The organism is Shewanella sp. 10N.261.52.F9 (assembly GCF_041471165.1).
GTDB classification, from domain to species: domain Bacteria; phylum Pseudomonadota; class Gammaproteobacteria; order Enterobacterales; family Shewanellaceae; genus Shewanella; species Shewanella marinintestina.
The window spans coordinates 252,736-267,976 of the sequence record NZ_JBFRNX010000001.1 but is presented as its reverse complement, the minus strand read 5'-3'; the positions used below and the strand labels follow the sequence as shown (position 1 = coordinate 267,976).

Genomic DNA, 15,241 nt, shown 5'->3' with positions numbered 1-15,241 from the left:
GCGGACATCTAAGCGCTAAAGCGGACACATTTAATGAGTGTCCGCGGACACTTTTTAGTGGATTAGTCTTTACATCTTTTAATTAAGCTTATGTTTATTAGCTATTTATTGTTTTTGGCACAGGGATTGTATTAATAGACCTATCGAAAGCTATGAATGCTTAGAACGGACACTTTAGGGAAAGAAGATGATTCAGGATACCAGCGGACAAGACACCATCAAGCAACAAAGTAAGGCGAGCAAGTTTAAGCGCCCAGCAATGTTTGGTATTGCAGCATTGCTTGTTTCTGGTCTGGTTTGGTCAAGCATGGATAGCGATTCAGTCGCCACTTCAATCAAACGTTCTGAGCTGAGGTTTGCCACTCTAGAGCGAGGCACTTTAGTTCGCGATATTCCCACTACTGGCAAGATTGTTGCTGCCAATGCACCAGTCCTGTATAGCCCTGAGCAAGGCTCTGTGACCTTAATCGCTAACCCCGGCGACACTGTACAGCAAGGTGATGTGGTTGCCAGCATTGAAAGTCATAAGCTCACTAACAGTCTTAAGCAGCAACAAGCCCTACTCGAGGGAATGAAAAGCTCATTAGAACGTGCTCGCTTAGAAGCGCGTCGCCAGCAACTTAAAGCGCAGCAAACTCTAGATATGGCTAAAGTCGATTTAGAGGCCGCTGATCGTGAAAGCCGTCGTGGTGATCAACTGATTGAGTCAAAGCTGATTAGTAAAATTGATTTTGAAAAGAGTAAGGATGATTTACATAAAGCCAAATTGCTATTTGCTCATGCAGGCCAAGAAGCGCAGCTGATGAAAGACACCTTAACCTTCGAGCTTAAAAATACTGCTCTAGAAGTCGATCGTCAGGCATTAGTGGTTAAAGAGTTAGAACGTCAAGTGGCGGCACTGAATATCAAAGCCCCTGTCGGAGGCATTATCGGTAATTGGTTAACTGAGCAAAAGGCGCGAATTGGTCAAAGTCAGCCGATTCTCACCGTTGTTGATTTAAGTGCTTTTGAAGCTGAGTTAGCTGTACCAGAGTCTTACGCCGATGAATTAGGCATAGGCATGGCTGTAGAGCTGAGCTTTGGCTCTATGACGGTAATGGGGGAGTTATCGTCTATTTCTCCTGAGGTGCGTAATCGCGAAGTCACCGCAAGAGTGCGTTTTGAACAAAACGACACACTGCAACTACGTCAGAATCAGCGTTTGTCAGCAAGAGTATTACTCGAACACCGCCCTAACGTGTTGATGGTAAAACGCGGCGCGTTTGTCACCAGTGGCGGTGGTCAGCAAGTGTATGTGATGCATGATGATATTGCCGAGCAAACCACAATTCAGCTAGGTGCACGCAGTATGAGTCACATTGAAGTTATTCAAGGCGGGCAGGTTGGTGATGTTTGGGTGACCTCAAGCATTGAGCCTTTTAAAAAAGCCGAACAAGTATTAGTTCGTTAGTCAGATAAGGGATTAGACGATGATTAGGAACAGACTCAACAAACAGCAACTTATTACCGCAGCAGTACTTATGCTGCTGGTAGTCGCGGTACAGGTTTCCACCGATAGAGCCGGAGATTGGATGTTTATCGGTTTGAATTTGATTGAGATTGGCAGCGAGGTGCCCGTGATCTCAGGCAAGGTATCAGATGTATCGAACTTTGATGTTCAGCAGTTAATTATTAAAGCCGTCGAATGCTTATTAGCAGCTATTAATCAGTAATGCTTCGGCGTTAAAAGATACAACTCACACAAGCATTAGCCATTTTATACCAGATTGGATAGACAGAATTAAGGGAATATTAACCATGTTATCAATGAAAAATATCAGCAAAGTATTTAAAACAGATTTAGTAGAAACTCATGCATTGCGGGATTTCAATTTAGAGGTAAATGAAGGTGAATTTGTTGCCGTAACTGGGCCATCTGGTTCAGGTAAAACAACCTTTTTGAACATTGCGGGCTTGCTTGAGGGTTTTACTCATGGCGATTATTTTCTTGATGGCGTCAATATCTCCAACTTGAGTGATAACAAGAGTGCTGCGATTAGAAATGAGAAGATAGGCTTTATCTTTCAGGGCTTTAACCTTATATCAGATCTTAATTTAGCTGAAAACGTTGAAGTACCATTGCGTTACCGTGGCTTTAGTGCAAAAGAGCGAAAGGTACGTGTGGAGCGCGCACTTGAGCAGGTAGGGTTAGCGGCGAGGATGAAGCATTTACCCACTCAATTGTCGGGTGGTCAGCAGCAGCGAGTGGCAATTGCTAGGGCACTGGCAGGTGAACCACGTTTCTTATTAGCCGATGAGCCAACAGGTAACCTAGACAGCTTAATGGCGCGCCAGGTGATGGAGTTGTTGGAAGATATTAATAAAGCGGGTACGACGATTATCATGGTTACTCATGATGCAGATCTTGCTCGCCGAGCCCAACGCAATATCCAGATTGTCGATGGTCAGGTATGTGATTTCACTATGTATCAATCAGGTCAGACAGATCAAAAGGCCCAATCTATTGCCGATGCTGCGTCAGTGGCTTAATGGTTTGCTAAGGAGAGCATAATGTTTTTTTACTATTTAGATCTCGCTTGGCGCAGCATTAAAAAAACGCCGTTTTTATCGCTACTTATGGTGCTAGCAATTTCGATTGGCATAGGTATAACCATTACGACATTGAACGTTTATAAAATGGCGTCAATTAATCCTGCTGGTGAGCGTTCGTCGCAGTTATTTGCGGTGCGGTTATTGAGTCAAGACAACGATACTTGGGATGAAATCACCCCACAAATCACTTACCAAGATGCTTTTAACTTAAGAAAGTCAGCGGTTCCTGTCAGGCAAACTGCCATGTTTAGAACGGGCCTTGCAGTACAAACTGAGGATATCAATTTTGCGCCAATTCTTGAAAGCGTACGAGTGATTGATAGTGACTTTTTTGGCTTATTCGATGTGCCATTTATCTATGGTAGCCCTTGGGAAAAACAAGTCGATGATGAAGGTGGCTATAAGGTTGTTATTAGTGAGGACATTAACCAAAAAGCGTTTGGCGGTGGCGATAGCGTAGGTAAAACCTTATTGCTTAATCGTAAACCTTATCAAGTGGTTGGTGTGACTGCTCAGTGGAATCCGAGTCCGAAGTATTATGATGTTAATAACGGTGCATTTAATAACTCAGAACAGATTTTTGTGCCTTTCTCATTAGCGCCTATTGAGGAGTTTGAAAGTTGGGGTAATAACAATAGCTGGCGCCACGAAGATATTCGAACTTATAGCGACAAGCTCGCCTCTGAAATGCATTGGAATCAATATTGGGTTGAGTTGGATACACCGGCTAAACAGCAAGAGTATCTACAATGGCTAACAGCTTATGTAGAGCAGCAACAACTCATTGGACGCTTTAAACGCCCTGATGCACATGGTGAGATAAGCGATGTTTCTCAGTGGCTTAGCGAAAATAACGTGGTACCTGAAGATAATAAGGTGTTGGTTGGCTTAAGTGTGCTGTTCTTGGTGGTTTGTCTAGTGAATATGCTTGGATTGTTACTCGCAAAATTTTTAAAGCGAGCACCAGAGGTGGGCGTAAGACGAGCGATTGGTGCCAGTCGACTGCAAATCTTCTCACAGCATATTGTTGAAGTAGGCTTAATTGGTCTTTGTGGCGGGGCACTTGGACTGCTTTGGGCTTGGGCTGCGCTGTACTTCTTATCGTCTAAGTTTGAACTTGAAAAATCCTTAGCACAACTTGACCAAAGCATGTGGGTTATCGCACCTGTGATTGCCGTTTCTGCAGCCATTATTGCCGGTATTTATCCTGCTTGGCGCATCTGCAGTACTAACCCTAGTGTTTACCTCAAGAGTCAATAAGGTACAAAGTGAGAAAGGAGCTTACTATGTTGCAAATTAAACCCATTATGAGCATGTTGATGCGCAATAAAAGTGGACCTCTGCTGCTATTGGTGCAGATTATTTTGTCTGTTGCGATTGTTGCCAATGCGAGTTTCATTATAACTGAACGTGTAGGGCTGATGAGCCGTGATTCAGGTATTGCTGAGTCAGAAGTGTTTGACCTTGATATCTACAACTTTGACGATGGGATGGAACCTATCAGTCAAACCAAACGCGATATCGAGATCATTCGTAATCTTGATGGCGTTAAAGCGGCCACTCTTAGTAGCATGACGCCTCTGAGTGGCGGCGGTTGGTCATCAAACTTCTCTTATGGCACTAGTAAGGAAGATCGTGTCGATGCGACTAATGCACCGCTTTATTACGGCGATGAGCAGATGATCTCAACGCTTGGCTTAAAGCTGATTGAAGGACGTAACTTTTACCCTGATGAAGTGGCAACTGGCGGCCCTGAATTGGCTAGCTTACTGATAGTATCGCAGGCCTATGCTACAGAGACATTTGGTGATGAATCTGCTGTTGGCAAAGTCATGTATCGCGGTGAAATTGGAAATCAGCCGATGAAAATTGTCGGTGTGGTTGAGCGCTTGCAAGGCGCTTGGGTTGATAACAATAATCTTGAGCGTGGCATCATTATTAATGTTGAACTTGCAGCTGCATTTAATCGGGTATTAGTTCGTGCTGATGAAGATGCTATTGCAGGATTAAAAGAGGCGATCCCTGCTGCACTGCATAGAGAGAACCCTAACCGAGTGGTGCGAGGGTTTAAAACGATAAGTGAACACCGAACAGGTATTTATCGTAACCATGAGTTGATGGCAACTGTACTTTCAATGATGGTGGTTTTGCTGCTACTGATCACCTCGTTAGGCTTGGCAGGCATGGTGATGTTTAATATCGAGCGCCGTACCAAGCAAATTGGTACTCGGCGCGCATTAGGGGCTAAGAAGCGCGATATTGTGAGTTTCTTTTTAGTTGAAAACTACCTGATATGTCTAACTGGCGGGGTACTCGGGGCATTAATCGCAGTGCAACTTGGTCAGCAATTAATGACACTCTATAGCTTACCTAAGCTGGAACTTATTTACCCGATAGTCACAGTGGTAGGTTTATTAGTTTTGACCACTATCGCGGTAGTTTTTCCGGCACAGAAAGCGGCAAAAATTTCACCCGCAACCGCCACTCGCAGTGTATAAATAGCAAGATAAACGTAAACTTAATTGCCGTTAAATATGAGTCAAGCAGGGGAGAGGCTTTAACTCTGTTTGGCTTTCAGTTAGTTTTATAGCTGTTAATTCACCCTAACTAATTAACAGCGGCTAATTGAAAGCTGTTTACGGACAGCTCTTAACAAAGAGCTGTCAACTCAATGCGGCAAGTTTAGAATGACTAAAGGAATTATAAAAAAGCGTTTATGGATACCATTCTGATTGTCGATGATAACCAAGCTGTGTGTAATGCATTGTCTTTAATGTTAGAGCTTAATGGTTATCGCACTCTTACGTGTTTATCACCCGAAAACGCCCTAGAATTAGTGCAATTGCATGACGTGGCGCTGGTGGTACAAGATATGAACTTCACCCAAGACACCACTTCAGGTGAAGAGGGAAAAAGCCTATTTTATGCTTTTAGGCAACTGCAGCCCAGTCTTCCAATTATATTACTAACAGCATGGACTCAACTCGAACTCGCGGTAGAGCTAGTTAAAGAAGGGGCAGCTGATTACATGGGTAAGCCTTGGGATGACGCCAAGTTACTCAACAGTATTAATAATCTCATTTCACTGCATCGTTTATCTAAAGAAAATGCCCAGTTAAATCGAGTTGAAAGTCAACGTATGCTAGCGATTAAAGATGCTGACCTATGCGGCATTGTCTTTAATAGTGGCACGATGCAGCGCTGTGTTGATTTAGCATTACAAATTGCTAAGTCTGATGTATCGGTATTAATTACTGGCCCTAATGGTGCGGGTAAAGACAAGCTTGCCGATATTATTCATGCAAATTCGGCGTTAAAAAATAAGCCGTTTATAAAGGTCAATATTGGTGCCTTACCAATGGACTTACTAGAAGCTGAACTATTTGGTGCTGAGGCTGGGGCTTTTACTGGCGCGACTAAAGCTAGAATAGGGCGTTTTGAAGCCGCAGATGGCGGTAGTTTGTTTTTAGACGAAATAGGCAACCTGCCACTTTCTGGCCAAGTTAAATTACTGCGAGTACTGCAAACAGGTGAGTTTGAGCGCCTAGGTAGCCACCAAACTCGTAAAGTGAATGTGCGGGTGATTAGTGCCACTAATGCTGATTTAGCTGAGGATATTCAAACCGGACGTTTTCGAGAGGATCTATTTTACCGCCTCAACGTGATTGAGTTAGCCCTTCCAGCATTAAATGACCGCAAAGATGATGTATTGCCCTTAGTACAACATTTTATTGGAGCTGATTTTTCATTGTCACGACATACTCAGCAAGCATTACAGGCTCACCATTGGCCTGGAAATGTACGTGAGTTAGAAAATGCCTGTAAGCGAGCGGTGGTTTTGGCGCAAAGTGCTGACTTAGTCGCAGCAGACTTTGGCTTAACAACTAAACACGCAACAGATACTGTTTCAGATGGAGTTGCTATTGGTGCCGTTGAACCGCAAACGCTAATTTGCGGTGAGCCAAGCAAACAGATGAATAACGACTTAACCATTAGCGAACCTCGCGTAGACGAGAAAGCCGATATTGTGGCTGCACTTGAACAGCATAAAGGCGTAATTGCGAGGGTGGCTAAGTCTTTGGGCTTGAGCCGGCAAGCGCTTTATCGCCGCATGCAAAAGTATCAAATTGATAAGTAGAACAGGAGTTCAGGTATCACAGTTGCATTAAGGGTTAAGTTGATTGCTAGCGCGACTTTGGCGTGCGCAGCAGGGCTGTTGTTAGCGTTTACGGGATTACTTTGGCTTACGTCAGCCGAGGTACAACAAAGTATTGTTTCTGAGTCTTGGTTATATTTGTTGCTATTTACATTGGCAATCTTATTAACCGCTGCGATAAGCTATTTTGGCACTCGTAGCCTAGCTTCAAGTTTGATGGCGTTAGAGGTAGGGTTACTTAACTTTAAAGATAATGATTTTAGTGTCAGCATTCCGGTTAGTGGTGACACTCAGTTAAGGGCGTTAGCCAGTTTATTTAACGATTCAGCCAAGATTTTGCGTAAAGAGCGCCAGTATATTTATCAACGAGAGTTGTTACTCGATAAAGTGATTCAGAGCTCGCCAAATGTGATGTTACTGCTTGATGATGAGCAGCGGGTGATCTATGCCAATGACGCGGCTCGGCATCTGTTTTATGACGGGCTTAGAGTCGAGGGGATGAAACTTGATGCATTGCTTGAAGGCGGATCTGCAGAGTTGGTTAGTGCGCTCAATAATCCTAAAGATGGTTTGTTTTCACTAACAGATAACTCCGATGATGACGCACAAACCTGGCATCTATCCCGTGGTCAGTTTTTACTTAATGGCCAATTCCATCATCTTATCTTGCTTAAACAGATGACGCGCGAACTTAATCGGCAAGAAGTCGCAGTGTGGAAAAAGGTTATTCGTATTATCAGCCACGAACTCAACAACTCGGTAGCCCCTATTGCCTCAATGGTCAACTCTGGGCGGATGATCACTAAAGATTTAAATGATCCTAAATTACAGCTCATCTTCGACACCATTGAAGACAGAACAAGTCATTTAAGCCAGTTTATCTTTAATTATGCCCGCTTTGCTAAGCTACCTTTACCGAGTAAATCTAAAGTTGATTGGCAAACATTAACGGCGCAATTAAAGCAACACTATCAATTTGAATTACTCGGGGAGCTACCTGCGACTGAGGTGTATTTTGACCTGATTCAGATGGAGCAGGTATTGCTTAATCTACTTAAAAATGCCCATGAGTCAGGGTCTGATCTTGCAGAGATCACTCTAGAGATAAAGCAGCCTAATAATCCACAAGAGTTATGCATCGAGGTTAAGGATTCGGGGTCAGGGATGTCGGCAGATGTATTAAAGCAAGCGCTATTGCCATTTTACTCAACCAAGCAGTCTGGTACAGGCTTAGGTTTACCTTTATGTCGTGAAATTATCGAGTCGCATGATGGCCGAATTAGTCTACATAATCGTGATGAAAAGGGGCTTTGCGTTAGCTTGTGGTTGCCACAAGGGTGACGAATGAGCATAAACATAAAAGGTCAGCAATTGCTGGCCTTTTATGTTTGATGTTCAAATTTGCTTTTAGCTAAAAAGAGTATTTTTTAATTCTGCAGCAGGTACCTTAAACGGCTCAATTAATCTAGGTGGCCTAAGAACCAGTGCTCCTTGGCAGTTTTTGCAAGTAAAGTGCAGCTTTTCACTGCAAGATTTACAATAAGTACACTCAAATGAACAGATGTAAGCGACGTCTTTACGGGCTAGTTTAGTTTTGCACTGTTCGCATTGGGTCTTCATTCTTAACATATATTCACTCCTTTGAATATGACATTAATATTAAGCTAATCACGGCTGTAAGGCTCTTCCATGAGTACGCTATTGGTTCGTTAAGCTAGGCTTTCATTGCATTCCAAAACATCGAAAAACTGGCCTGTTTATGCAATTCATCGTCCCATGTTTCAGGGTTATCAAGAAAGAAGCGTGTGGCCGCTAAAAATTGACCATGACAACTTTCCTGCATCAAGGATAGTGGATAATTCGCCAGCTCGCCTGTTTTTTGTCCATGCTGGATCAGCTCACCCATAAAGCTCAAAATGCCATTCATCGCTTGCTGTCTAATTGCTGCTGGGATCGACGGAGACATAGAGTATTGCTGGAAAAACTCCTGTTTTAACGGATTAGTTATTGCCCAATCAATGGCGACTTGCCACAGATGTAAGGCATCAGCTCTTAAGTCATCCGTTTGACTGATTTGTGCTTGAATCGCATCAGCAAACTCTTGCTTGATGGATAAAAACAGATAATTCATTAACTCATCTTTTGACGAAAAATGATGAAATAAGGTACCTGTTGCTGCGCCTGCTTGCTTAGCAATCGAGGCGGTTGATGTGGCATAAAAACCCTGGCTGACAAATAGTGTCAGCGCAGTGTCTAAAATGGCTTGTTTTTTATCGATACGGCCCATTGATTCTTTGCCCTGTCAGTCAATTAGCGTAGAAAGAACTTCATCAACATACGTTGGATAAAGCCACCGTATGGTGGGTGCACCAGTTTACCAGTATTGAGGAACTTGCCTCTACTTAGTACGGTTTTAGCGTGACTTAACGTTAAGAATCCTTCTTTACCATGATAATGACCCATACCAGATGGGCCAATACCACCAAAAGGTGCGTCATCAGCCGCAACATGAAATACGGTTTCATTAATACAAACACCGCCAGAGTGTGTGTGTGCCAGTACATGTTTTTGAACCTGGCTATCAAAACTCATTAGGTATAGCGCTAATGGGCGTGGTCGCTGATTAACATAGGCAACCGCTTCATCTAAAGTATCGTAAGGAATTACAGGCAATAGCGGGCCAAAGATCTCTTCTTGTAGTAGCAACATATCATCAGAGCTGTTTTCAATAAGTTGAGTAGGGACTTTACGTTTGTCGCTATTAATGGCTTCATCATTAGCACTAGTAATTGTTGCGCCTTTGGCTTTAGCGTCGTCAAGTACGTGCATAATGCGATCAAATTGACGTTGATTAATCACACTGCCGTAATCTTGGTTGTCGCTAACTTTGCCATACATGCGACTAAATTTAGTCTTATAGGCTTGAATAAAGCTATCGACTTTAGTGCGCGGAACGAGTACGTAGTCTGGTGCAACACAGATTTGCCCTGCATTAAGACATTTGCCATAGATCATGCGCTCTACGGCAATATCCATATCGATATCATTAGCGATAATCACTGGTGATTTGCCACCAAGCTCAAGTGTTACTGGCGTGAGGTTGTCTGCAGCAGCACGCATCACGTGACGGCCTACGGTAGTGGAACCTGTAAACAGCAAATGATCGAAAGGCAGTGATGAAAACTCTGCGGCAACGTCTGCTTCACCTTCGATACACACCACGTGGCTATCATCGAAGATGCTACTAAGCATCGCTTTAATGACCTGGTTTGTTTCTGGGGTAAATTCAGACAGCTTAATCATTGCGCGGTTACCCGCAGCGAGCGCTGTAATAAGCGGTCCTACAGATAACATAATCGGGAAATTCCACGGTACTATGATGCCAATAACACCTAACGGTTGGTAATGAACTTTTATTTTGGCTGGTGCCAACAGTAAACCTGCGTGGCGAGAACTAGGCTTCATCCACTTTTTTAAGTGTTTTAAGCTGTAATTGATATTATTAATGCAGGGCATGATATCTGAGATCATGCTGTCATCGACTGAGCGGCTCCCATAATCACGGTTGAGCGCTTGGACTAACTCTTCTTGGTAAACCAATATTGCCGCTTTTAGGCTCTTAAGGTGCTCGATTCTGGCGTCATATGCTGGTGTTGGTTGTGCCATATAACTGCTACGCAGTTTGACTAACACTTGGCTAAGCGGTACCGCTGTTTGATTATCAATATGCATATTCATTAAACGAGCTCCAAAAAAGTTCTTTAATTTACCGACTGATTAGTCGGTCTAACTATAATGAAGTTTTTATTAAAGATCAAATAGCCACAGAAAGTGTGATGTAGATCAAATTCAAATATCGTCAGAGTTCTAAAATTGAGTTAGAGAGCAATCTATGGAGATAAGCAAATGGCTAATGAAACACATGGCATATCAATAGGAATTGAGCGCAGTGGTAGCAAGTTTTATATGACTTTTGTTGCCGTTGGTAAGTTAACTCATGAAGACTATGAGTACATGGTTCCTATGCTGGAGTCGGCAATTGCAGGTGTCGAAGATCCTGAGATAAATGTGCTTGCAGATATCAGTGAGTTAGATGGCTGGGAGTTGCGAGCAGCATGGGACGACCTGAAAATAGGCATTGATCATGGTAAAGCATTTGAAAAAATAGCTATCGTTGGTGAGGGCAGACTACAAGAGTGGATGGCTAAAATAGCGGACTGGTTTACTCCCTACGATGCTAAGTTTTTTGATAGTAAAAAAGAGGCACGAGAGTGGCTTAATGACTAGTCTTATTGAGTAGAGGAAGTGAATAAGCGGGTAGTCTTTTAACGCTATAACGCGAGCTTTAGATTACGACATAGCGAAATTCACTATGGCGAAAATAAGTGAATAGATTATTGTTTGGAGGAAGTGGTTATGCGTACACGTCAAATCTTATGTCCAACAGACTTTTCTGAAACAGCTTCCCATGCTCTTAAGTATGCGATTGAAATGGCGAACTTATATCATGTGGGTCTGCGTATAGTGCATGTTATCGAGCAGCCTGTTGGCGTTGATAATTATCAGATCCTCACCGTTACACCACAGGAATTGGCACAAAGCATGGAAGATAGTGCAGCAGAAAATATGAAAACGCTATTAACTGAGTTAAAGAGCGAGCTTTCAGTGGAATCTGTTATTCGCCACGGTAGTGCGACTGAGCAGATTTTAAAAGAAGCTGAAATGTCGGAGGTCGGCATGATTGTGATTGCTAGCCATGGCCGCACCGGACTTTCTCACTTCTTACATACTAATGTTGCTGAAGGAGTGGCAAACCGCGCAGAATGCCCTGTATTAGTGGTTAAGTAAGACGTTAGTTTGCTTATTATTGAATGAGTTTTATCGTGTTGTTCGTTTTGTAAGAAGCTGTTTTTTTAATAGCTTTATTTATTGACCAATCGAGTCCAATTTGACTCGATTGAGGAGAACTTATGCGTACCCGACAAATTTTATGTCCAACTGATTTTTCCAAAACAGCTTCTCATGCGTTGAGTTACGCCATCGAGATGGCAAACCTTTATGGGGTTAATTTACGCTTAGTCCATGTAATGAGTGAGCCGTTTAGTGAATACCATTATGGCATTGCGGTTGAATCAGTTGAGCAACTTGACCTGCAAATAGAATCCGCTGCTGATGAAAACCTAGATAAACTCAAATCTCAAGTCCAGCAAGAGCTTAATCATGGCTTGGCAGTGCAAACTGTATTGCGTAAGGGCGACACATTAGACCAAATTTTAGAAGAGGCTGAGGTCGGTGAAATCGGCATGATAGTCATTGCTAGCCATGGTCGTCAGGGAATTGCACATTTGCTCAATCCTAATATTTCAGAAGCATTAGCAAATAAAGCTAAGTGTCCTGTATTGGTGGTGAAGTAATTGTATTGACGCGTTAGCGAACAAGCAGTGTTTTTTATACGCTTTAAACAAAAAGCCAGTGCTGTAAGCACTGGCTTTTTAGTTTGGTAAGATCTACGTCTACATACGTTAAAAACTAGAACCTGGTTGTTCTAAAAATGCAACTTCAGCAGCGGTTGATGTTCTGCCTAAAATGGCATTGCGGTGTGGGTAGCGACCAAATTGATCGATAATCGCTTTATGCCTGAGTTCGAAGTCTAAATTCCCTTGTGCAGCTTCTCGGCCGAATAATCTTACGGCGACGTCATGCACCACTTTAGATTCACTGTGCATATAAGGCATAAACAAAAAGGGGACTTGTTTGGCTTTTAGCTCTGAATCGATATTGAGCGCTACGGCTTCTTGGGCGAGGGCCAACGCTATTGGGTCCGCAGCAAATGCTTTAGGTGTATCACGGTAGATATTGCGAGAGAATTGATCTAACACGATGATCTCTGCCAGTCTGCCTTCAGGAGTTGCCCGCCAATGGTATAACTCCCCTTGAATAGCTTGCTCTAAAAGCCCGCCAAAGCGCTGTTTGATTAAGCTGTCAAACTCGACATCTTTAACCCACCATTGCTTAGGTTCAATCTCTTCAAACCAAAAATGAATGATCATGTCTGGGGTTATTGGTTTTGCTAATGTGGGAGTGATTTGAGTCATTGCTATATCCAGTTTCGGTGGTCGTTATGAATAAGCGCAAGCGATTGCTCGGCAATAGCGCGCGCGGCAATAATAGAAATGTAAGGCAAGGTTACTGTACCACTCGCAAGGCCAATTTCAAGGTTTGCTAAGCCACTGCGTTTTTGATTCGGTGATTGTGAAATCGCAACATGTTGCACCTTACTCAGTGCGATAAGTTGCCAGCTATGTCCAAGCAAGCCTGAGTGGAACCACAAATTATCCCCCTCTAGCGCATAGCCGTATTGGCGGTACTTGAGATAAATCCCTAAACAAAACAGCACCGCAGCAATCCAAAGAATATCGGTAAATAGGTTCAAGCCTAAAAAGTAGGTGTTAATCGCAGGGACTAATAGTGGTAATAAACCACGACGCCAATACCAGCCTAAGTGGATCCTTTGGTAACGCTTAGGTAAGGTTCGTGCTGTTGCCTCGATGCCTTTAAGCTTAGGGAGTAACTCACCAATATCGCTGCGAGACATACTCGGTACCAACATATTGGTATTACCTTGAGCCTCAATTTCATGGCCTTGAACTTGTTTAAAGTAAACGGTCCAGAGCTTTAGTAAGCGGCCTACAAGTGGTTGATAAAATTTAACGACTTGAATGCGCTTTATTGCCAAAGCATCGTTTTGTTTGGCGATTATGCCGCCTGTACGATGTAGGGTATTGCCACTACGACTGAGTTTATAAGGGAAGTATTTCAGCACTGCAGAAATAATAGATAGAATTGAAAAAAGGAGGTAAAACACGATTAAAGCCAGGCAAGCGAGTAACAGCTGCAACACAATACTACTGCTAAGGTTCGTTTCATACCATGCTATGAGCGCCTGTACTTGTTGCAAGTTTTCCATCGACTCCCAGTCTAGTTGACCAAAAATAGGACCAAGAATGACCGCTAACCAAATGGCGTTATTTTGGTAAAGACCAAATAGCAGTAGTTGTTTTAAGCTTTTACGGCTAACGGTATTAACCTGTTTCACTGAATTTTGGTTTTGAGACTCATGGCTGAGCTGAGTACTAGATTGATGATGGGCATCATGCTCTGCCATGAGTTGCTTTTTTAGGGTTAGGGCATCTTTGTAGTCAAGGGCCGATAGCTCTGCCTCATTACTTTTGGAGCCGGCTGTTTCTACAATAATTCGATATAACCCCATAGGCCGAAAATACAGGGGTTGCTCTAAACGAACGTTTTGGATTTTAGCAAAGGGCAGCTCGTCGGCTTTCTTAAAGATAATGCCATGTTTGATAATGAGCTTATCGGTTTCGACCTTAAAGCTAAACTTGAGCCACTGCAGTACACTAAATGCCAAGATAGCGCCAATAACACCAACAGCTGCTACGATAACCCAGGGACTGCTAAAGCCCTTTTGCCAACCAGCATAAACAACAGGAATAATGGCATAACCACTGCTAAATAAGTTTTTGGCAGCCATTAAGGTAAAGCTGATAATCGACCAAGCTGAGAGTGATGACCAATCGGTAAATTTATGCGTCATCATTGCGACCTTGCTGCAAAGCCGTGCTGTGTTTAAAAGGCTTTTCTTCAGACAACCCCTCTTTAGCCTCAAGTGGATTACTCGTGTGATTGTCTGTTTCGCTTTGCTCAGTGGCAGCCGCTTTTGTGGTTAAAGCCTCAGAGACGAACTCTTCATCTTTGTCAGGCTTTAATGCTGCAGTAGTTGCTGTAGTAGTTATTGCAGCAGGATTGGCTTTTGCTGCTTGTGCGAGTAGGTGTTGGCGTAGATGTTCAGCTGTATCTTGCTCAATGCCGGGGAGTTCAATCTCTGCAGACCCACTGCCAGCACTGAAACACTTGATGCTAGCAAGATTAAAGTGACGTTCAAGTGGACCGTGAGATAGGCTGACGTGCTGCAATCTTGAATAGGGTAACGAGGTGCGTTTTTGCCACCAAAAGCCTTTTTGCATAATTAGCTCGTGGTCACAAACTGCATATGCAAGCGATTTAGCATGTTGATAGCGCACATAGCTCACCAAGCTAATAATGATTAACGCGCCAATGCTAACGGCTAAAATTCTTGTTAGATAAAAATCACCAGGCAGAATAATGATGAGTGATGCAACTACTAGCAACAGGCAGCTAAATATCAGGCTTTCTATATTGACTTGAGCGTAGTGATTAGGACTGACAGGCTCGAGTGGCACTTGATCGAAACTTTGCCATTGGCTTTGATGAACAGGGAGGTGACTAGCAGCTTCAGAATTAGCTGGAGCTAAAGCTTCTGTGGTAATAACGTTGTCATTATCCTGAAAATTGTCCGTCTGTTTGGCATGCGCTTCATGCTCTAGCTTACTGTCCATGTCACTGCTCATGTGTCACCATTCATGTGATTGCTGCTCTTTTGTTCTAATCGACTAT

Annotated in this window: 16 protein-coding genes; 10 read left to right on the top strand and 6 right to left on the bottom strand. The window is 43.2% G+C overall.

The features are described 5' to 3' along the window. Positions 1–187: 187 nt before the first annotated feature. The 7 genes from AB4298_RS01140 (at position 188) to AB4298_RS01110 (ending at position 8,089) form a co-directional block, all read left to right on the top strand. The gene (locus AB4298_RS01140) at positions 188–1,450 is read left to right on the top strand and encodes an efflux RND transporter periplasmic adaptor subunit (protein WP_371985468.1); all 1,263 of its coding nucleotides are present in this window, start codon (positions 188–190) and stop codon (positions 1,448–1,450) included. Positions 1,451–1,469: 19 nt separating this feature from the next. Next, entirely contained in the window at positions 1,470–1,712 is a 243-nt protein-coding gene (locus tag AB4298_RS01135) for a hypothetical protein (protein ID WP_248998910.1), read from the top strand. A gap of 85 nt (positions 1,713–1,797) precedes the next feature. Then, on the top strand, positions 1,798–2,529 hold the full coding sequence (locus tag AB4298_RS01130) for an ABC transporter ATP-binding protein (RefSeq protein WP_248998911.1): 732 nt from the start codon (positions 1,798–1,800) through the stop codon (positions 2,527–2,529). 21 nt (positions 2,530–2,550) lie between these two features. After that, complete coding sequence (locus AB4298_RS01125; RefSeq protein ID WP_248998912.1) at positions 2,551–3,852, top strand: ABC transporter permease; 1,302 nt, start codon at positions 2,551–2,553, stop codon at positions 3,850–3,852. Between the two features lie 26 nt (positions 3,853–3,878). Beyond that, the gene (locus AB4298_RS01120) at positions 3,879–5,090 is read left to right on the top strand and encodes an ABC transporter permease (protein WP_371985467.1); all 1,212 of its coding nucleotides are present in this window, start codon (positions 3,879–3,881) and stop codon (positions 5,088–5,090) included. A gap of 218 nt (positions 5,091–5,308) precedes the next feature. After that, positions 5,309–6,730 (top strand): sigma-54-dependent transcriptional regulator, encoded by a 1,422-nt coding sequence (locus AB4298_RS01115; RefSeq protein ID WP_371985466.1) that lies wholly within the window; start codon positions 5,309–5,311, stop codon positions 6,728–6,730. A gap of 75 nt (positions 6,731–6,805) precedes the next feature. Next, the gene (locus AB4298_RS01110; protein ID WP_371985575.1) at positions 6,806–8,089 is read left to right on the top strand and encodes a sensor histidine kinase; all 1,284 of its coding nucleotides are present in this window, start codon (positions 6,806–6,808) and stop codon (positions 8,087–8,089) included. A 66-nt stretch (positions 8,090–8,155) separates the two neighbouring features. Here AB4298_RS01110 and AB4298_RS01105 read toward each other — a convergent pair whose 3' ends face one another. From AB4298_RS01105 to AB4298_RS01095, 3 genes are all read right to left on the bottom strand, one after another. Next, on the bottom strand, positions 8,156–8,368 hold the full coding sequence (locus tag AB4298_RS01105; RefSeq protein ID WP_248998986.1) for a DUF1272 domain-containing protein: 213 nt from the start codon (positions 8,366–8,368) through the stop codon (positions 8,156–8,158). A gap of 94 nt (positions 8,369–8,462) precedes the next feature. Then, entirely contained in the window at positions 8,463–9,035 is a 573-nt protein-coding gene (locus AB4298_RS01100; protein WP_371985465.1) for a TetR/AcrR family transcriptional regulator, read from the bottom strand. A 23-nt stretch (positions 9,036–9,058) separates the two neighbouring features. Next, positions 9,059–10,486 (bottom strand): coniferyl aldehyde dehydrogenase, encoded by a 1,428-nt coding sequence (locus AB4298_RS01095; protein WP_248998917.1) that lies wholly within the window; start codon positions 10,484–10,486, stop codon positions 9,059–9,061. A gap of 168 nt (positions 10,487–10,654) precedes the next feature. Between AB4298_RS01095 and AB4298_RS01090 the strand changes: the two genes are divergently transcribed. From AB4298_RS01090 to AB4298_RS01080, 3 genes are all read left to right on the top strand, one after another. Next, a complete protein-coding gene (locus AB4298_RS01090; RefSeq protein ID WP_248998918.1) occupies positions 10,655–11,035 on the top strand; it encodes a SpoIIAA family protein in 381 nt (126 codons plus the stop codon). A gap of 129 nt (positions 11,036–11,164) precedes the next feature. Then, positions 11,165–11,596, top strand: coding sequence for a universal stress protein (locus AB4298_RS01085; protein ID WP_248998919.1), 432 nt, complete (start codon positions 11,165–11,167; stop codon positions 11,594–11,596). Positions 11,597–11,718: 122 nt separating this feature from the next. Then, positions 11,719–12,162: a universal stress protein gene (locus AB4298_RS01080; protein ID WP_248998920.1), complete on the top strand. Its 444-nt coding sequence runs from the start codon at positions 11,719–11,721 to the stop codon at positions 12,160–12,162. A 108-nt stretch (positions 12,163–12,270) separates the two neighbouring features. On the opposite strand, the gene AB4298_RS01075 is transcribed toward AB4298_RS01080, so the two are convergent. From AB4298_RS01075 to AB4298_RS01065, 3 genes are read right to left on the bottom strand one after another with little or no spacing between them, the layout of a single operon-like run. Then, complete coding sequence (locus AB4298_RS01075; RefSeq protein WP_248998921.1) at positions 12,271–12,843, bottom strand: DUF924 family protein; 573 nt, start codon at positions 12,841–12,843, stop codon at positions 12,271–12,273. 2 nt (positions 12,844–12,845) lie between these two features. Beyond that, positions 12,846–14,363 (bottom strand): PH domain-containing protein, encoded by a 1,518-nt coding sequence (locus AB4298_RS01070; protein ID WP_371985464.1) that lies wholly within the window; start codon positions 14,361–14,363, stop codon positions 12,846–12,848. After that, positions 14,350–15,195, bottom strand: a complete 846-nt coding sequence (locus AB4298_RS01065) for a PH domain-containing protein (RefSeq protein WP_371985463.1) — start codon at positions 15,193–15,195, stop codon at positions 14,350–14,352. Before AB4298_RS01065 ends, AB4298_RS01070 begins: the two co-directional genes overlap by 14 nt. Between the last annotated feature and the right edge of the window lie 46 nt (positions 15,196–15,241).